Origin of the sequence: Janthinobacterium sp. LM6 (assembly GCF_002002885.1) — a bacterium.
Lineage (GTDB): Bacteria > Pseudomonadota > Gammaproteobacteria > Burkholderiales > Burkholderiaceae_D > Janthinobacterium > Janthinobacterium kumbetense.
Genome location: NZ_CP019510.1, coordinates 2,161,820 through 2,178,238 on the forward strand (window position 1 = coordinate 2,161,820; position 16,419 = coordinate 2,178,238).

A 16,419-nucleotide genomic window follows, 5' to 3' on the forward strand; every position below is an offset into this window, starting at 1 on the left:
GCAAGGGGACTGGTCATATGTGCCGCACACGCGAAGTATAACAGCATGGCAAAAACGCGCCTGTTTTGTTTCAGGTTTGCAATGCCGCAAGTAAAGAAAAATGCGGCAAGGGCGCGCTGCCCCGGCGTAAATCTGGGTAGAATTTCCGCCTGCACCCCTTGCGCGGGGGGATCGCCGCGCTGCCGGGGTTCTTGTTCCTGGAGGAATACCATGCGCATTGCCGACCTTCGCATCGCCACCCGCCTGTACGGCGGCTTCGGCGCCATTGTCTTGCTGCTGGCCGTCCTGGTCGCAGTGGCCACCTTGAATTTCTCGAAACTGGCCGACGCCAACGCCATCAATACCCACACTTACCAGGTGCTCGGTGAAAATGACGCCATCCTGGAAAGCCTGATCAATATGGAAACGGGGCAGCGCGGCTACGTGATCACGGGTGCGGAGGCGTCGCTGGAACCCTACAACCTGGGCAAGACTGCGTTCCGCAGCCACCTCGACAAGACGCGCGCCTTGACCAGCGACAATCCTGTCCAGCAGCAACGCCTGGCGAAACTCGATGCCGCCCAGCAAGCCTGGCTGGCCGGCGCGCTCGACCCCGTGATCGCCCTGCGGCGCGCCGTGGCGCAGGGCACGGCCGCCATCGAACCCGTGCTGGCGCTGGAAAAAGAGGGCCGGGGCAAGCAGGGCATGGACGCCATGCGCGCGCTGCTGAAGGAAGTGGGCGACGCGGAAACGGCGCTGCTGGCGCAGCGTTCGCAGGCGCTGGCGGGCTTGCAGGCGCAGACGCGCTGGGTCTTGCTGGGCGGCGGCGCGGCGGCCGTGCTGCTGGCCGGCCTGGTGGCGATGTGGCTGGCCAGGAATATCAGCCGGCCCCTGCGTTCGGCCATCGAGGTGGCCAGGCAGGTGGCGCAAGGCGACTTGACGGTGCCGGTGGCGGTGGGCTCGAAGGATGAGACGGGCGAGCTGATGCAGGCTTTGCAGGACATGACGGCCAGCCTGCTGCGCATCGTCACCGAGGTGCGCAGCGGCACGCAAACCATCGCCACGGCCTCGCGCCAGATCGCTTCGGGCAACCTCGACCTGTCGGCGCGCACGGAACAGCAAGCCAGTTCGCTGGAAGAGACGGCGTCGTCGATGGAAGAGCTGACCGGCACGGTCCAGCAAAATGCGCAGAACGCCCACGCAGCCAATGGCCTGGCCGCGTCGGCCGAGTCCGTGGCGGGCAAGGGCGGCACGGTGGTGGCGCAAGTGGTCGACACCATGGGTTCGATCAACGATTCCTCGCGCAAGATCGTCGACATCATCGGCGTGATCGACGGCATCGCTTTCCAGACGAATATCCTGGCCTTGAACGCGGCCGTGGAAGCGGCCCGGGCGGGCGAACAGGGGCGCGGTTTTGCCGTCGTCGCCACGGAAGTGCGCAACCTGGCACAACGCTCGGCCAGTGCCGCCAAGGAAATCAAGGCCCTCATCAACGATTCCGTGGCGCAGGTGGAAAGCGGCGCGCGCCTGGTCGACGAGGCGGGCCGCACGATGCACGAGATCGTCGACAGCGTGCACAAGGTCAGCAGCATCGTCGGGCATATCTCGGCCGCCAGCGACGAGCAGCGCTCCGGCATCGAGCAAGTCAACCGGGCCATCAGCCAGATGGACCAGGTGACGCAGCAAAACGCTGCGCTGGTGGAAGAGGCGGCCGCGGCGGCCGAAGCCATGCAGGAGCAGGCGGCCCGCCTGGCCGACGCCGTGGCCGTGTTCAAGACGGCGCAGGCGGCCGCTACGCCGGCGCTGACGTCCCGGCCCGTCGCGCGCCGTCCAGTACCGCTCAAGGCGACCCGCGCCGCCGCCCGCCTGCCCGCCAAGGGGGCGGCGCCCCGTGCGCCGCAAGTTTCGGCCAGGAAACAGCGTCCTGGCGACGATGAGTGGGACGAGTTCTAGGGCGAGCGCCGCAAGCCTAGTCGTCGATCTCCGCGACGGCGTAAGCGATGCCCTGCGCATCGAGCCAGGCGCGCACGGCGTCCAGGCCGTGCCACGGCTCCGGGCGCAGGTACTGGCATATATACAGGCCGGCCTCCGTCAGCCTGGCGTCCGTGCCGGGCATGCCGCCGGCCGCCTGCGGCAGCGCTGCCAGCAGTTGTTCGATGTGCTGGCGCTGGCCGGCCGTCAGGCTGGCCGCGATCCTGAATTCAAACCCCATGTTTTCCTCCGTGCGATTGGTTGCAGTGCGCTTATTTTATATCATCGAAAAAATCGAATATAGCTTGGCATTCTTTCCGTTTTTGTTTTCCTTTTTGTGCGTGCATACTGCCTATCACTGACACGCAACATGGCAGCGCAAGAAGGAAGGCGCTGGATTGTGCGGGCCGGATACCACTACTTTGATATTCAATTATTTTCACTAAGGAAAACATCATGCCTATCGCCACCGCCCAAGCCGCACAAAAACTGCTGACCCCGAACGACCACACCCTGATCATGATCGACCACCAGTCGCAGATGGCGTTCGCCACGCGCTCCATCGACCTGGCCTTGCTGCGCAACAATGCGGCCCTGGTCGCCAAGGCGGCCGCCGAATTCAAGGTGCCGACGATCCTGACGACGGTGGCGGCCACATCGTTTTCCGGCCCCATCTTCGATGAAATCCAGTCCGTCTTCCCGGAGCAGGCGCCGATCGACCGCACCAGCATGAATACCTGGGAAGATGCGCGCATCGCCGACAAGGTGAATGGCTACGGCAAGGGCAAGATCGTGCTGGCCGGCCTGTGGACGTCCGTCTGCATCGTCGGCCCCGCGCTGTCGGCGCTGGAGCAGGGTTTTGACGTCTACGTGATCGCCGACGCCAGCGGCGACGTCTCCGACGAAGCCCATGCGATGGCCATGCAGCGCATGATACAGGCGGGTGCGCAGCCGCTGACGTCCGTGCAATACTTGCTGGAACTGCAGCGCGACTGGGCCCGCGGCGAGACCTATAACGAGACGGTGGCGACGGCCGTGGCGCACGGCGGCGGCTATGGCCTGGGCTTGATCTACGCCAAATCCATGTTCAATGCCAGCGAAGGTCATTGAGATTTTGTTGATATCGCGCCACCGCCGCCCGCCGGCGGGGCCGTATCCTTCACCTGAACCGGGAGTTCCCATGCATGCACACACGATCTTGCTCAATGGCCGTTTCCACACGGTCGACAGGGCGCAGCCGCTGGCGTCCGCCGTCGCCATCGCCGATGGCAAATTTCTCGCCGTGGGCGACGTCGAGGACGCGATGCGCCATCGCGGCCCCGCCACGCAGGTGATCGACCTGGCTGGCCGCACCGTCATTCCCGGCCTGAACGATTCGCATCTGCACCTGATCCGCGGCGGCTTGAACTACAACCTGGAATTGCGCTGGGAAGGCGTGCCTTCGCTGGCCGACGCCTTGCGCATGCTCAAGGAACAGGCGCTGCGCACGCCGAATCCGCAGTGGGTGCGCGTGGTGGGCGGCTGGACGGAATTCCAGTTCGCGGAAAAGCGCATGCCGACCCTCGATGAAATCAACGCGGCCGCGCCCGACACGCCCGTCTTTATCCTGCACCTGTACGACCGCGCCCTGCTGAACCGCGCCGCCCTGCGCGCCGTCGGCTACGACAAGAACACGCCGAACCCGCCCGGCGGCGAAATCGTGCGCGACGCCGCCGGCAACCCCACGGGCCTGCTGATCGCCCGGCCGAACGCCATGATTTTATATGCGACCCTGGCCAAGGGCCCGACCCTGCCGCGCGAATTGCAAGTCAATTCCACGCGCCAGTTCATGCGCGAACTGAACCGCCTCGGCATCACCAGCGCCATCGACGCGGGCGGCGGCTTCCAGAATTATCCCGAGGATTACGCCGTCGTCGACGAGCTGGCGCAAAAGGAGCAGCTGACCATCCGCATCGCCTACAACCTGTTTACGCAGAACAAGGGCGCGGAATTGCAGGACTTCCAGAAGTGGACGGGCATGGTCAAGCCCGGCGACGGCACCGACTTTTACCGCCACAACGGCGCCGGCGAAATGCTGGTGTTTTCCGCCGCCGACTTCGAGGATTTCCTCGAACCGCGCCCGGAGCTGGCGGCCGGCATGGAAGACGAGCTGGAGAAGGTCGTGCGCCACCTGGTCGAGCAGCGCTGGCCGTTCCGCCTGCACGCCACCTATGACGAATCGATCGGCCGCATGCTCGACGTGTTTGAAAAGGTCAACCGCGATACGCCGTTCGGCGGCTTGCACTGGCTGTTCGACCACGCGGAAACCATCAGCCCGAGAAACATCGACCGCGTGAAAGCGCTGGGCGGCGGCCTGGCCATCCAGCACCGCATGGCCTTCCAGGGCGAATATTTCGTCGAGCGTTACGGGGCCGAGGCGGCCAAAGCCACGCCGCCCGTGCAGCGCATGCTGGACGCGGGCGTGCCCGTGGGCGGCGGCACGGATGCCACCAGGGTCGCCAGCTACAACCCGTGGACGGCGCTGTACTGGCTCGTTTCCGGGCGCACCGTGGGCGGCCTGGCCCTGACGGATGCGGCGGGGCGCCTGTCGCGCGACACGGCGCTGGAACTGTGGACGGCGGGCAGCGCCTGGTTTTCCAGCGAGCAAGGCAAGAAGGGCCGCATCCGCGAGGGCATGCTGGCTGATTTGAGCGTGCTGTCGGCCGATTATTTCGCCGTGCCGGAAGAGGCGATCAAGTCCATCGAATCCGTGCTGACCATGGTCGGCGGCAAGGTCGTCTACGGCCAGGCGGAATTTACGACCCTGGCGCCGCCGCCGATTCCCGTGCTGCCCGAGTGGTCGCCCGTGCGCGCGGTGCCCGGCCATTACCGGCCCGTGGCCAGGCCGGCGCAGGCGGCCATGCCGCACCAGTGCGCGGGCGCCTGCGGCGTGCACGCCCACGCCCACGACCGGGCGCGCAAGTCGGCCGTGCCGATCAGCGATTTCTCCGGCTTCTGGGGCACGCTGGGCTGCAGCTGCTTCGCCTTCTAGGGGGAGGAGAGGAAATGAGCATGTACTACAAGAAAGTCATCCTGGGTCTGCTGCTGGCCTTTGTCGTCGGCTTCGTCTGCCAGCTGGCGCACATCCCCGTGCCGGCGCCGCCCGTGCTGGGCGCCGCGCTGCTGGTGTTCCTGACCAGCTGCGGCTACTGGCTCACGGGCCTGTACCTGCAGCGCCGTGAAACGCAAGGGGAGGCGCCATGAACGTCATGCTGGCAGGATCGGTGCTGGGATTGCTGGTGGGCGCCGTATGCCGCTGGTTCGACTTGCCGTCGCCCACGCCGCCCACCCCCACCGGCGCGGCGATGGTGGTGGCCATGACCCTGGGTTTTGTCGTGGCGGGGCAGTGGCAGGGTTAGGCGCTTATTTGGAAAGGCGCAGAATGGCCGAGGCGAGCCGGGTGAAACAGGGACTCAGGTCGCTGTCGCTGGCCGCATAGCAATACAGGCCCACGGGTTCGGCCGGCTTGCGGCAAGTCGCTTTCGCATCGGTGGTATTGGCCAGGCAGCGCAGCAAGTCTTCGCCCAGCTCGTTGTCCGGCCCTTCCTTGGTTTTCAGCGATGCGCCCATGCCCAGGGTAAAGACGAAAATGCCTTCCTGGCGCGCCTTGGCCGCCATCGCTTCGACCAGGTTGCGCGAGGCGCGGTGCACATTCGTCCATTGCGCCTGCGCCGTAGCGATGGACGCGGTCACGATGCGGGGCGAGTTGGTGACGATGGGAAACTCGCGCAGCGCCGCGTCGTTGGCCTGGGCCGCGTCATTCGTCGCGTTGTACCATGCGGGAAGCGCGGTGATCTGACTGGCGGCGCAATCGCCGTACTGGAGCGTGTCGCTCACTTTCATCCTGTACAGGCCCGCCAATGCCGGGTTTTGCAGTTTCGGAAAGGTGGCGAGGCCGCCTGCGTCCTTGCATTTGTTGTCCTTGTTGGGAAAGTACGCGGAAAATGCCGCTGGCGAGCCATCGGAGAAAAACACGATGACGCGCAGGCTGGAGCGGTCGACCTGCGCGATATCGTTCAGCTGCTTGCGCGCCTGGAACATGCCGGCGGACGAGTTGGTGCCGCCGACGAAGGCGAATTGATCGATCTTTCCACCTTTCATGGTCATGCCGCTGCGGTCGAAGCCGCGGTCGATCTGCCTGATCGGGACGTCGATTTGCGCTTCCGAGGCGAAGTGCAGCAAGCCGACCCGGTCGGCCGTGGCGTTGAACTTGTTCAGGAAGGACTTGCCCGCCGCCCGCACGGCTTCGGCATTGTTTTTCAGCGAACCCGACGTATCCATCACCAGCACCATGTCCAGGTCCTTGCGGATGGTTTGCGCGCTGGCGGCCACGTCCAGGGTCTTGAAGCCGAGTACGCCCATCAGCGAGACGGGCAGCGAGGCGCTGGCCGAGACGTCGATGGTGACGGTACCCTTGTCGAACGTGACGTCGACGGGATGGAGGGTCGGCGTCGACAGCAGGAAGTGGTCCGGATAATTGACGTCAAAAAAATCCTTTGCCGACTGGCGCGCCCTGGCCCGCTGTTCCTCTTCCGAGTTGCCCGCGGTGACGCCGCGCGCCGCCGCCAGGCTGGCCGAGTCGACGGCCGCGTTGAGCTTGGCCTTGACGAAGTAGCCGAGGGCCGAATCGATGGCCAGGCCCACGGAGGCGATCAGGACGACGGCCGACAGCGCCACCATGACCAGGACTTGCCCGCCTTGCCGCTTGTGTGGAATGCGCATCAGAATACCGTCATCGAAGTCAGGTTGGGCGCCAGCACGGGCGTCGTGCTGTTGCCAAATTTCAATGTGCCGAACAGCATGTCGAAATTGTAGAAAGTTTCCACGGCGTAAATCAGTTCGCCATCGGCCAGCTGGCTCTGCATCAATGACACCGTGGGGGCGTATTCGTCCTTGGCGATGCCGGTGCACGTGCCATTGCTCCAGCTGCCGCATTGCCACACCTGGCTGGCGGGCAGGTAGCCGCTGGCCTTCGCGCCGGCGTCCCAGCGGTACTGTTCCAGCACGATATTGCGCAAGCCGCTCTGCGCCGTGTAGCCCATGATTTTGGTGATGTAGATCATGCCGCGCCCGTGCATGTCCAGCGGCGGCGTGCTGGCCGCCAGCGCATTCATGATGCCCTGGCTGGAGCCGCTCAGGTCGGACGTGGCGCGCGCGGACAGGTTGGCGCCTTCGCGGCTGATATTGAGCAGGATGGTCTTGGCCTGGATGGCGCGCGACAGGTCGGCCAGCATGAACAGCAGCAAGGCCAGCAAGGGCAGCACGATGGCAAATTCGATGGCGGCGATGCCGCGCGCGGCGCGGCGCGGAAAACGGGGAGCTGGCGCGCGCATCACAGGCCGCCAAAGCTTTCATTGCGCATGGTGGCGGCCACCACGAAATGCGCCTGGCCATCGCGGAACAGGGCACGGATCAAAGGCGTGGCGAACGCCCAGCGGCAATCGACGGAAATGACGACGATATCGCCGGCCTGGCCGAACATGGCGGCGCCGACCGCATCGCTGCCGTTGACGGAGATCACGGGGCTGACCTTGTCATACATGCCCATGGAACTGTCGCGTATTTTTTGCATGACGGCGTGGTAGCGCTGCTGGTTGGCGCTGTCGGGGTCGAGGTCCTTGGCCCCCGTGACGGCATAGCGCGCCCCTTCGCGCACCGCGTGCTGCATGGTCATATTGGCAAAATAAGCCATGCTCAATTCAATGATGCCGATTATCAGCATGAGAAAGACCGGTGTTATCAGGGCCAATTCGACCAGGGTGGCGCCAGCCTGTCCGCTTTGCTTGCGGAATATGCGGGAATCGGCCTGTTTTAAGCGCATGGGAATAATCCGGTTAGGTTCCGCGATGACGAATGTCGGGCGGATGGCATTGCGCCATTTGACTGACAATTATTCTATATCGATTTTCAAGGGCGTGTCCGCAATTTAAATTATTACAGGTCAAGATAATCGCAATTAACTGCGTTATTTCAAACGTGCCGGCCCCGTCGCTACAGGGCCGGGGGTAATATGCGCGGGTATGAAAACAGGCCTGGTGTCAGGATTGTCCTGCGTGCAGGCAAGGACTTGTTTTGCAAGGTGATGCAACAAAAATGCTGCAATGTAAGCAACAGCAGCGGTGGCAGCAGCGATGGCGCGCCCGTGGCGCACCCGCCCTGGCCACGCTGCCCATCCATCGGCTCACGCCCGGCATGCGGCGACCGCTGCCCTGGGGCACGCACCGCGTTTGCGCGTGCCGGCCCAAGGCCTCTTCCTTTGTGCCCCCATGACTTCTTTCCCCCGCGCGCGGCAGCAGAAGGCGCGCGCGGACGAGGCAGGCAAGCCGATTCGGATCAACAACATTCCCCGATGGGAGTGGGCTTCAAGTAAAGAGGTAAAGCATGTCAACAAACAATGTCATACGCGTCATGCTGGTGTCGGACCACAAGACCTGGCTGTGGGGCCTGGAGCAGTTGCTCGCCGGCGCCCAGCCGCCGATGCAGGTGGTGGCCAGCTCCACCGAGATCGACAGCGCGCTGCTGCTGGCGCGCACGCTGTGTCCCGACGTCATCGTGCTCGACGCCGATCTGGGCTGCGGCGGCGCCTGCGCCATCGATTATCTGCCGCAGCTGCTGGGCAATGGCGTGTCGCGCGCATTGCTGTTCAGCGGCACGCAGGACCAGGCCGCCTGCGGGCGCGCCGTGCGCAGCGGCGCGCGCGCCGTGGTGGGCAAGGAAACGCCGGTCAAGCAAATGGTCGACGCCATCGCCCGCCTGCATCAGGGCGAATTGTGCCTGGACCCGGCGCTGCTCGACAGCATGCTGGGCGTGCTGAACAAGCCGGAAGCGGCGCCCGACCCGGAAGAGCAGCGCATCGCCAGGCTGACGCTGAAGGAGCGCAAGATCGTGGCCATGATGGTGGAAGGAAATGGCGCGCTGAACCGTGCGATCGCCCAGCGCGCTTTTATCTCGGAGCAAACCTTGCGTAATCATTTGACATCGATCTACAGCAAGCTCGATGTCACCAACCGCCTGGAATTATATGTGTACGCCACCCGCAACCGGCTGGCCGAACCCGTCCATGCGGAATGACAGTACATATGTCCTGATTATAGACAAAAAATTAAGATGATTTGTACTGCGCATAAAATGACTTTTCTCTGATTCGATTTAATGTTTGTTTATATAAAATACACGCATCAGAAAATGGCAAATAAAAACAAAGAGAATGTTTTTATTTTCAGACTGTATTTTCAGTTTTTATCATGTTTAAAACTTGACCTGAAAGGAAAAAATATGAATTTCATTAAAAACTTTATCGCCGAAGAAGATGGCGTGACGGCCATCGAATATGCGCTGATCGCTGCGCTGGTGGCTGCGGCGCTGGTCACGGCCGTCGGCTATTTCACCACCGGCCTCGATGGCGCCTTCAAGGCGATCGGCACCAAGCTGACGGGCGCGGCGATCTAAGGCGCCTGCCCACCGCGCTGCACCCCGACAGGCCGCTGCCCATGCGCGGCGGCCTGCCGGCTTCCCGCCCAACGATGCGCATGCCGTCATGCGCTTGGCTTGCATCAGGTACACGATGGACCCTCATTCTTTCTGGACGTTCAGCCCCGCCATGGTCTTGTGGGGGCTGCTTGCCGCGGCTGTCTGGCATGACGTGCGCCGCCGGCGCATTCCCAACCGGCTGGTGTTGTCCGGCGCCTTGCTTGGCGTGCTGCTCAACAGTGTGGCCTTGCCCGGGCTGACGCCGGCCGGGCCGTGGCTGGCGCTGGGCGGCCTGGCCGTCGGCCTGGGCTTGCTGCTGCCCATGTACGCGATGAAGGCGCTGGGCGCGGGCGACGTCAAGCTGATGGCGATGGTGGGGGCTTTTCTTGGCCCGCGCCCCGCCGTGTTTGCCGTGCTGTGCAGCCTGCTCGCGGGCGGCGTGCTGGCGCTGGCCGTCGCCCTGTGCCGGGGCACGCTGCGCCAGGCGATGGCGAATGCCCGGCAATTGCTGCTGCAAGGCTGGCTGCGCGCCGCGGCAGGCGAGGTGCCGCGTGTCGGCCCGCCCGCCGTACCGGGTGGCAACTTGCCGTACGCGATCGCCATTGCCGCCGGCACCGCCATCTGGCTGGCCCTGGCGGCCGGCGGGTATGCATGATGTGCCCGTCCGGAAACCCAAGTTTTACCAAGAGGAAAAATCATGAGAAATAGCCGCGTTGCGATCGTGCTGCTGCTGGCGCTGCTGATGGCGGGGGGCGCCGTGCTGGCGGCCGCGCGCTGGATGTCGGGACAAGGCGCGCCGGCCAGCCAGACGGTGATGGTTGCCTTGGTCGATATCGGCGTGGGCGCGAAGGTGACGCCGGCCATGCTGCGCGGCATGGACTGGCCGGCGGGCGCCATGCCGCCGGGGGCGTTTGGCGAGGCCGGCGCGCTGGACGGGCGCATCACGCGCACGGCCGTCAGCAAGGGTGAGCCTGTGCTGGAAAGCAAGCTCGCGCCGCCCGGCGCCACGGGCGGCCTGTCGGCCATCGTGGCTGCCGGCAAGCGCGCCATGACCGTGCGCGTCAACGACGTGGTGGGCGTGGCCGGCTTCGCCCTGCCGGGCAACTTCGTCGACATTCTCGTGCATACGCAGGATGACCGTGCCAGGCCGGCGGGCGGCGGGCCGCTGGCCATTTCCAAGATCGTGCTGGAACGCATCTTGGTGCTGGCCGTGGCGCAAGAGTCCGGCCGCGACGACAACAAGCCCAAGGTGGTCAATGCCGTGACCCTGGAGCTGACGCCGGAGCAGGTGGAAAAGCTGGACCTGGCGCGCAGCGTGGGCAGTTTGTCGCTGGTGCTGCGCAACCAGGTCGATCCGGCGCCCGTCACCACGGGCGGCGCCACCAAGGAGTCTCTGCTGGAACTGAAGGCGCCGGCGGCCGCGCCGGTGCGCGCGGTGCGGCGCCAGGCGGCCCCGGCACGCGCTCCCGCGCGCGACAGCATCACCGTCATCAAGGGCATGGATACGAGCGTCCAGCAATTTTAAACATCAGCAGGCAAGCAAGGATGATCGATGAATACATTTCGTAAGCACGCCGCGAGTGCGGGCATGCGCCTGGCCCTGACGCTGGGCGGCGCGGCGGCAAGCCTGGCCTGGCCGGGCGGCGCCAGCGCGGCGGCGCCGGCCCGGCAGGCCGTCATGTCGCCCGTCGCGGCGCCGGCCATGTCGCTGGGCGCCGATATCGCCCGCCTGGGCGCGCCCGTGCGCATCGCCGTGGGCAAGTCCACCTTGCGCAGCCTGAGCCTGCCGGTGTCGCAGATCGCCGTCAACGATCCGCGGGTGGCCGGCGCCAGGATGCTGGGCTCGTCCAGCCAGCTGTTCGTCTGGGGCCTGGCCCCGGGCAGCACCAACCTGATCCTGTGGGACCGGCAGCAGCGCCCCGTGATCGTCGATATCGAAGTCGAGATCGATGTCGAGGGCTTGCAGGCGCAGCTGGCCTATGTCTTCCCTGGCGAGCGCGCCGTTAAGGCGGGCGCGGCCGGCGGCAGCATCGTGCTGTCGGGGCAGGTGAGCGACAGCGTCAAGGCCAGCCAGATCCTGGACATGGCGCAAGCCTATGCGCAGCGCGGCGCGGGCGAAGCGGCGGCGCCGGCCGACGGCGCCGCCAGCACTGTCAATGCCGCCGGCGGCGTCAAGGTCATCAACATGCTGACGATTGCGGCGCCGCAACAGGTCATGCTGGAAGTGAAAATCGCCGAAGTGTCGAAGACCCTGGTTGACCAGCTGGGCGCGAGCGTGGGCATCAGCGGCACGCGCGGCAACTGGAGCTACGGCTTGCTGTCGAACTTGCTCAGCGGCAACCCCAGCCAGCTGGGCGCCGTGCACGGCAAGAATGGCAACGGGCTGACGCTCGATGCGCAAAAGCGCGACGGCCTGGTGAAGGTGCTGGCCGAGCCGAACATCATGGCCATCAGCGGCCAGGAAGCCAGTTTCTTGGCGGGCGGCAAGATTTTCATTCCGGTCGCGCAAGACAGCACCACCAACAAGATCACGCTGGAGGAAAAGGAATTCGGCATCGCCGTCAAGTTCACGCCCACCGTGCTGGAGGGCGGACGCATCAACCTGAAGGTGGCGCCGGAAGTGTCGGAGCTGAACCGCGAAGGCATCGGCATCACCACCGGCGGGGGCGCCGCCGCCAATGCCGTGCTGCCGGCCTTTACCACGCGGCGCACCACCACCACGGTGCAGCTGTTCGATGGCCAGAGTTTTGCCGTGGGCGGCTTGATCAAGAACAATGTGACGACCAATATCAAGGCCTTGCCCTTCCTGGGCGAGATTCCCGTGCTGGGCGCGCTGTTCCGCAGCAGCGATTTCCAGACCGACCGTACCGAGCTGGTGTTCATCATCACGCCGCACCTGGTCAAGCCGCTCGACGGCACGCTTGACGGCGATATCGCCTTGCCGACCGACGCCTATGTGGCGCCCAGCCGCAGCGAGTTTTTCTTGCAAGGAAAAATGGAAGGCGCTAGCGCGCCACGGCCACGGCAGGAAGCGGCCATGCAGACGGCGCCCGCCGGCCCGGACACTCACTAGGAGCACCTGATGCAGCATACCCTTTCCCCTTTGCTTTCCCTTTCTGTGCTGCTGGCCGCCCTGGCCGCCAGCGGCTGCGCCGCCACGCCGAACCTGGACCGCCAGTTCGGCCGCAGCGTCGAGCAGCTGCGCCTGCGGCAAGTGCTGTCGCCGCAGGCGGGCGCGAACCGCGATCCCGTGGCCGGCATGGACGGCAAGGCCGCCCAGGCCGCCTACGCGGCGTACCAGAAAAGCTTTGCCGCGCCCGCGCCGCAAGGGGCCGCCTTCACCATCGGCGTCGGGGCGCGCCAGTGAAGCTGGCACCGTCACCACAGAACCAGCAAGGCATATCGTGAAAATCGCCATCCATTCCACGGATCAAAAAACGCTGTCCGAACTGGGGCGGCTGCTGCGCAGCCGCAACCGGCTCGACGAGATCAACGCGGGCGGCGAAACGCTGGAACCGCTGCAGGCGGCGCAATCGCTGCCCGACGTGCTGATCTTCGACCGCCCGTCGAACGACGGCGCCGACCTGGCTGCCATCGAGCGCCTCAGCAACCAGCATCCGCGCATGGCCTTCATCGTGCTGTGCCACCAGCAGGCGCCTGAATTCCTGCTGCAGGCCATGCGCGCAGGCGTGCGCGACGTATTGCCGTTTCCCGCCGCGCCGGCCAGCCTGTATGCGGCGCTCGAACGCATCGAGGAAAAGCTGGAGCGGCGCGAGCATGGCAACGGCAAGGTGCTGGCCTTCATCTCGTGCAAGGGCGGCAGCGGCGCCACCTTCATCGCCAGCAACCTCGGTTATGCGCTGGCCGCCGGCGGCCAGCAGCGCGTTGCCCTGATCGACATGAACCTGCATTTTGGCGACGCCTCGCTGTTCGTGTCCGAAAACAAGCCGCTGGCCACACTGTCGGACGTCACGCGCGACATCCACCGGCTCGACGCCTCGTTCCTGGCATCGAGCATGCTGCACATCCTGCCCAACTACAGCGTGCTGGCTGCGCCCGAGGATCCGGCGCACGCCAGCGAAGTGGCGCCCGAGCACATCGACGCCGTCATCCGGCAAGCCAGGCGCCAGTACGATTTCATCGTGCTCGACGTGGGCCGCAACCTCGACGCCGTCAGCGTGCGCGCGCTGGACCACGCCGACATGATCTTTCCCGTCCTGCAGGCGACCTTGCCGTATATCCGCGACGGCAAGCGCCTGCTGGGCATGTTCCGCTCGCTCGAATACGCGAAGGACAAGGTGCATATCATCGTCAACCGCCACGACAAGGGCGGCGAGATCCGCCTGCGCGACCTGGAAGCGGCGTACGGCACGGCGGTCTACCGCACGGTGCCGAATCACTACGCCTCGGCGGCCGCCTCGGTCAACCAGGGCGTGCCTATCCTGCAGCTCGACAAGGCCAGCCCGATCACCCGCTCGCTGCAGGAGTTCGCCGCCAGCCTGGCCGGCGGCGCGGCCAGCACGGCGCGCCAGGGCTGGCTCGGCCGCGTTCTGCGGCGCGCCTGATCCACGCGCTTGATCCCCATCCCAGAACAGGAGCACTTCATGGCTGGTTCCCCCATCGCCGCCTTGTCCATCCGCGAACGGCTCGGCAGCGCCAAGATCGCCGCGCTCGCGCCGCAGCGCATGGCCGTCATCGACAACCACGGCTACCGCGACCTCAAGCTGCGCATCCATGGGCTGCTGCTCGAACGGGTCGACCTGGAAAGCATGCAGCGCCTGTCGCAGGAGCGCATCCGCGAAGAATTGCGCGGCCTGGTCGAGCGCCTGCTGGACGAAGAGGCGGTGGTCATCAACGACGCCGAGCGGCGTAGCCTGACGCGCGACATCCAGCACGAGATGCTGGGCTTCGGCCCGCTGGAAACCTTGCTGTCGGATGCCAGCGTGTCGGACATCCTGGTCAACGGCCACAAGCAGGTGTATGTGGAGCGCGGCGGCCGCCTGGAGCTGACCGACGTCTGCTTCGACGACGACGCCCATTTGATGAAGATCATCGACAAGATCGTCTCGCGCGTGGGCCGGCGCATCGATGAATCGAGCCCCATGGTCGATGCGCGCCTGCCCGACGGTTCGCGCGTCAACGCCATCATCCCGCCGCTGGCCATCGACGGCCCCGTGATGTCGATCCGGCGGTTTTCCGTCGATCCGCTGCGCCTGGCCGACCTGGTCGCCTACCACAGCATGACGGCCGAGATGGCCGAAGTGCTGCAGGGCCTCGGCAAGGCGAAGATGAATATCCTCATTTCCGGCGGCACGGGCAGCGGCAAGACCACCATGCTCAATGTGATTTCCGGCTTTATCGGCCAGACGGAGCGCATCGTCACGGTGGAAGACGCGGCCGAGCTGCAATTGCAGCAGCCGCACGTGGTACGCCTGGAAACGCGGCCCGCGAACATCGAGGGCAAGGGGGAGGTGAGCCAGCGCGCGCTGGTGCGCAACGCGCTGCGCATGCGCCCGGACCGCATCATCCTGGGCGAGGTGCGCGGCGCCGAGGCGCTCGACATGCTGGGCGCGATGAACACGGGCCACGAAGGCTCGATGGCCACCATCCACGCCAATACGCCGCGCGACGCCATCACGCGGCTGGAAAACATGATCAGCATGGCGGCCGCCAACCTGCCCAGCAAGGCCATCCGGCAACAGATCAGCTCGGCCGTGTCGGTGGTGGTGCAAGTGTCGCGCCTGATCGACGGCAAGCGCAAGGTCACGTCGATCCAGGAAATCACGGGCATGGAAGGGGAAGTCATCACGATGCAGGAAATCTTCAGTTTCCGGCAGACGGGCGTGGCCGAGGGCGGCGCGGTGGTCGGGCATTTCTCGGCCAGCGGCATCCGCCCGCGCTTCCTCGAGCGCCTGAACAGCTTTGGCATCGGCGTGCCGGCCTCGCTGTTCGAACCCACTGCGGCGGGGCGCTGACCGGCCATGCTTTCCTACCTTGTTTATGTGTTCCTTTTCCTGGCCGTGCTGCTGCTGGTGGCTGGCGCCTGGCTGGCGTGGCAGGCGGCGCGGGGAGCGGGCGCGGCGCGGGTGGCGCGGCGCCTGCAATCCATGTACACGGCCAGCGATGGCGAACAGGCGCTGTCGATCACCAAGCAGCGCCCGCTGAGCGTCCATCCCTTCCTGCACGGCGTGCTGGAGGGCTTGCCCGGCGCGCGGCGCCTCGACCAGCTGCTGCTGCAGGCGGGCATGCGCTGGTTCGTGGCCACTTTTCTGGGCTATTGCCTGCTGGGCGGGACGGCCGGCCTGCTGCTGGCCGGCGCGCTGCCGTTGCCATGGTATGTGCGCCTGGGCCTGGGCGCGGGCGGCGCCGCGCTGCCGTATCTGCTGGCGCGCCGCGCCAGGAGCCGGCGGCTGGTGCGCATCGAGCAGCAATTGCCGGACGCGCTCGACCTGATGGGCCGCGCCATGCGCGCCGGCCATGCCTTCCCGACTGCCCTGAAAATGGTGGGCGAGGAGATGACGGGGCCGCTGGCCGACGAGTTCCGCGCCGTGTTCGACGAAGTCAGTTTCGGCGTCGCGATGGCCGATGCGCTGGGCAATCTGGCCGCGCGCGTGCCCAGCACGGACTTGCGCTATTTCGTCATCGCCGTGCTGATCCAGCGCGAAACGGGCGGCAACCTGACTGAATTGCTGAGCAGCATCAGCGCCATCATCCGCGACCGCCTGAAATTGCTGGGCCAGGTGCGCGTGCTGTCGGCCGAAGGGCGCATGTCGGCGTGGGTCCTGGGTTTGCTGCCGTTCGGCGCGGCGCTGATGATGCATTTGATGAATCCGCAGTTTATTGCCGTGCTGTACACGGATGGGGGCGGGCGCAAGATGGTTGGAGTATCGCTGGGCTTGCTGATGCTGGGCGTGATCTGCATCAGAAAAATTATCAATATCCGGGTGTAAGATGAAAGAA

Annotated in this window: 18 protein-coding genes; 14 read left to right on the plus strand and 4 right to left on the minus strand. The window is 65.5% G+C overall.

Features of this window, described 5'->3' with window-relative positions; translation table 11 throughout:
- The first annotated feature begins 210 nt into the window (after nucleotides 1-210).
- Entirely contained in the window at nucleotides 211-1,932 is a 1,722-nt protein-coding gene (locus BZG29_RS09635; protein WP_077401664.1) for a methyl-accepting chemotaxis protein, read from the plus strand.
- A gap of 16 nt (nucleotides 1,933-1,948) precedes the next feature.
- Here BZG29_RS09635 and BZG29_RS09640 read toward each other — a convergent pair whose 3' ends face one another.
- Nucleotides 1,949-2,191: a hypothetical protein gene (locus tag BZG29_RS09640; RefSeq protein WP_077401667.1), complete on the minus strand. Its 243-nt coding sequence runs from the start codon at nucleotides 2,189-2,191 to the stop codon at nucleotides 1,949-1,951.
- 215 nt (nucleotides 2,192-2,406) lie between these two features.
- Here BZG29_RS09640 and BZG29_RS09645 point away from each other — a divergent pair, with 215 nt between their 5' ends.
- The 4 genes from BZG29_RS09645 (at nucleotide 2,407) to BZG29_RS09660 (ending at nucleotide 5,348) form a co-directional block, all read left to right on the plus strand.
- Nucleotides 2,407-3,060, plus strand: coding sequence for a hydrolase (locus BZG29_RS09645; RefSeq protein ID WP_077401670.1), 654 nt, complete (start codon nucleotides 2,407-2,409; stop codon nucleotides 3,058-3,060).
- A 70-nt stretch (nucleotides 3,061-3,130) separates the two neighbouring features.
- A complete protein-coding gene (locus tag BZG29_RS09650; protein ID WP_077401673.1) occupies nucleotides 3,131-4,981 on the plus strand; it encodes an amidohydrolase in 1,851 nt (616 codons plus the stop codon).
- Nucleotides 4,982-4,995: 14 nt separating this feature from the next.
- Nucleotides 4,996-5,193, plus strand: a complete 198-nt coding sequence (locus BZG29_RS09655) for a DUF1427 family protein (RefSeq protein WP_251351864.1) — start codon at nucleotides 4,996-4,998, stop codon at nucleotides 5,191-5,193.
- Nucleotides 5,190-5,348: a XapX domain-containing protein gene (locus BZG29_RS09660; RefSeq protein ID WP_077401676.1), complete on the plus strand. Its 159-nt coding sequence runs from the start codon at nucleotides 5,190-5,192 to the stop codon at nucleotides 5,346-5,348. Before BZG29_RS09655 ends, BZG29_RS09660 begins: the two co-directional genes overlap by 4 nt.
- A 4-nt stretch (nucleotides 5,349-5,352) precedes the next feature.
- Here the strand turns inward: BZG29_RS09660 and BZG29_RS09665 are convergent, their stop codons facing one another.
- The 3 genes from BZG29_RS09665 to BZG29_RS09675 are packed head-to-tail and all read right to left on the minus strand — an operon-like array spanning nucleotide 5,353 to nucleotide 7,810.
- Nucleotides 5,353-6,711, minus strand: coding sequence for a VWA domain-containing protein (locus BZG29_RS09665; RefSeq protein ID WP_150130846.1), 1,359 nt, complete (start codon nucleotides 6,709-6,711; stop codon nucleotides 5,353-5,355).
- Nucleotides 6,711-7,322: a TadE/TadG family type IV pilus assembly protein gene (locus BZG29_RS09670; RefSeq protein WP_077401682.1), complete on the minus strand. Its 612-nt coding sequence runs from the start codon at nucleotides 7,320-7,322 to the stop codon at nucleotides 6,711-6,713. Before BZG29_RS09670 ends, BZG29_RS09665 begins: the two co-directional genes overlap by 1 nt.
- Nucleotides 7,322-7,810, minus strand: coding sequence for a TadE/TadG family type IV pilus assembly protein (locus BZG29_RS09675; RefSeq protein WP_077409036.1), 489 nt, complete (start codon nucleotides 7,808-7,810; stop codon nucleotides 7,322-7,324). The genes BZG29_RS09670 and BZG29_RS09675 overlap by 1 nt, the downstream gene beginning before the upstream one ends.
- A gap of 560 nt (nucleotides 7,811-8,370) precedes the next feature.
- Here BZG29_RS09675 and BZG29_RS09680 point away from each other — a divergent pair.
- From BZG29_RS09680 to BZG29_RS09720, 9 genes are all read left to right on the plus strand, one after another.
- Nucleotides 8,371-9,060, plus strand: a complete 690-nt coding sequence (locus tag BZG29_RS09680) for a response regulator transcription factor (protein WP_253192842.1) — start codon at nucleotides 8,371-8,373, stop codon at nucleotides 9,058-9,060.
- Between the two features lie 204 nt (nucleotides 9,061-9,264).
- A complete protein-coding gene (locus BZG29_RS09685; protein ID WP_071650303.1) occupies nucleotides 9,265-9,438 on the plus strand; it encodes a Flp family type IVb pilin in 174 nt (57 codons plus the stop codon).
- Nucleotides 9,439-9,553: 115 nt separating this feature from the next.
- Nucleotides 9,554-10,114 carry a prepilin peptidase gene (locus tag BZG29_RS09690; protein WP_077401688.1) on the plus strand — a complete coding sequence of 187 codons (561 nt, stop codon included), beginning with the start codon at nucleotides 9,554-9,556 and terminating at the stop codon, nucleotides 10,112-10,114.
- Nucleotides 10,115-10,156: 42 nt separating this feature from the next.
- Complete coding sequence (gene cpaB, locus BZG29_RS09695; RefSeq protein ID WP_077401692.1) at nucleotides 10,157-10,984, plus strand: Flp pilus assembly protein CpaB; 828 nt, start codon at nucleotides 10,157-10,159, stop codon at nucleotides 10,982-10,984.
- A gap of 27 nt (nucleotides 10,985-11,011) precedes the next feature.
- The gene (locus BZG29_RS09700; protein WP_077401695.1) at nucleotides 11,012-12,532 is read left to right on the plus strand and encodes a type II and III secretion system protein family protein; all 1,521 of its coding nucleotides are present in this window, start codon (nucleotides 11,012-11,014) and stop codon (nucleotides 12,530-12,532) included.
- Nucleotides 12,533-12,541: 9 nt separating this feature from the next.
- Nucleotides 12,542-12,826 carry a hypothetical protein gene (locus tag BZG29_RS09705; RefSeq protein WP_077401698.1) on the plus strand — a complete coding sequence of 95 codons (285 nt, stop codon included), beginning with the start codon at nucleotides 12,542-12,544 and terminating at the stop codon, nucleotides 12,824-12,826.
- A 37-nt stretch (nucleotides 12,827-12,863) separates the two neighbouring features.
- Nucleotides 12,864-14,024: an AAA family ATPase gene (locus BZG29_RS09710; RefSeq protein WP_077401700.1), complete on the plus strand. Its 1,161-nt coding sequence runs from the start codon at nucleotides 12,864-12,866 to the stop codon at nucleotides 14,022-14,024.
- A 120-nt stretch (nucleotides 14,025-14,144) separates the two neighbouring features.
- Nucleotides 14,145-15,434, plus strand: a complete 1,290-nt coding sequence (locus tag BZG29_RS09715) for a CpaF family protein (protein WP_150131099.1) — start codon at nucleotides 14,145-14,147, stop codon at nucleotides 15,432-15,434.
- Nucleotides 15,435-15,440: 6 nt separating this feature from the next.
- Nucleotides 15,441-16,409, plus strand: a complete 969-nt coding sequence (locus BZG29_RS09720) for a type II secretion system F family protein (RefSeq protein WP_077401704.1) — start codon at nucleotides 15,441-15,443, stop codon at nucleotides 16,407-16,409.
- The last annotated feature ends 10 nt before the right edge of the window (nucleotides 16,410-16,419 follow it).

What these genes read in the sequence shown, in the direction of transcription:
- BZG29_RS09635 (WP_077401664.1), top strand. Translation starts at nt 211, where the DNA reads ATGCGCATTGCCGACCTTCGCATCGCCACCCGCCTGTACGGCGGCTTC.
- BZG29_RS09640 (WP_077401667.1), bottom strand. Translation starts at nt 2,191, where the DNA reads ATGGGGTTTGAATTCAGGATCGCGGCCAGCCTGACGGCCGGCCAGCGC.
- BZG29_RS09645 (WP_077401670.1), top strand. Translation starts at nt 2,407, where the DNA reads ATGCCTATCGCCACCGCCCAAGCCGCACAAAAACTGCTGACCCCGAAC.
- BZG29_RS09650 (WP_077401673.1), top strand. Translation starts at nt 3,131, where the DNA reads ATGCATGCACACACGATCTTGCTCAATGGCCGTTTCCACACGGTCGAC.
- BZG29_RS09655 (WP_251351864.1), top strand. Translation starts at nt 4,996, where the DNA reads ATGAGCATGTACTACAAGAAAGTCATCCTGGGTCTGCTGCTGGCCTTT.
- BZG29_RS09660 (WP_077401676.1), top strand. Translation starts at nt 5,190, where the DNA reads ATGAACGTCATGCTGGCAGGATCGGTGCTGGGATTGCTGGTGGGCGCC.
- BZG29_RS09665 (WP_150130846.1), bottom strand. Translation starts at nt 6,711, where the DNA reads ATGCGCATTCCACACAAGCGGCAAGGCGGGCAAGTCCTGGTCATGGTG.
- BZG29_RS09670 (WP_077401682.1), bottom strand. Translation starts at nt 7,322, where the DNA reads ATGCGCGCGCCAGCTCCCCGTTTTCCGCGCCGCGCCGCGCGCGGCATC.
- BZG29_RS09675 (WP_077409036.1), bottom strand. Translation starts at nt 7,810, where the DNA reads ATGCGCTTAAAACAGGCCGATTCCCGCATATTCCGCAAGCAAAGCGGA.
- BZG29_RS09680 (WP_253192842.1), top strand. Translation starts at nt 8,371, where the DNA reads ATGTCAACAAACAATGTCATACGCGTCATGCTGGTGTCGGACCACAAG.
- BZG29_RS09685 (WP_071650303.1), top strand. Translation starts at nt 9,265, where the DNA reads ATGAATTTCATTAAAAACTTTATCGCCGAAGAAGATGGCGTGACGGCC.
- BZG29_RS09690 (WP_077401688.1), top strand. Translation starts at nt 9,554, where the DNA reads ATGGACCCTCATTCTTTCTGGACGTTCAGCCCCGCCATGGTCTTGTGG.
- cpaB (WP_077401692.1), top strand. Translation starts at nt 10,157, where the DNA reads ATGAGAAATAGCCGCGTTGCGATCGTGCTGCTGCTGGCGCTGCTGATG.
- BZG29_RS09700 (WP_077401695.1), top strand. Translation starts at nt 11,012, where the DNA reads ATGAATACATTTCGTAAGCACGCCGCGAGTGCGGGCATGCGCCTGGCC.
- BZG29_RS09705 (WP_077401698.1), top strand. Translation starts at nt 12,542, where the DNA reads ATGCAGCATACCCTTTCCCCTTTGCTTTCCCTTTCTGTGCTGCTGGCC.
- BZG29_RS09715 (WP_150131099.1), top strand. Translation starts at nt 14,145, where the DNA reads ATGGCCGTCATCGACAACCACGGCTACCGCGACCTCAAGCTGCGCATC.
- BZG29_RS09720 (WP_077401704.1), top strand. Translation starts at nt 15,441, where the DNA reads ATGCTTTCCTACCTTGTTTATGTGTTCCTTTTCCTGGCCGTGCTGCTG.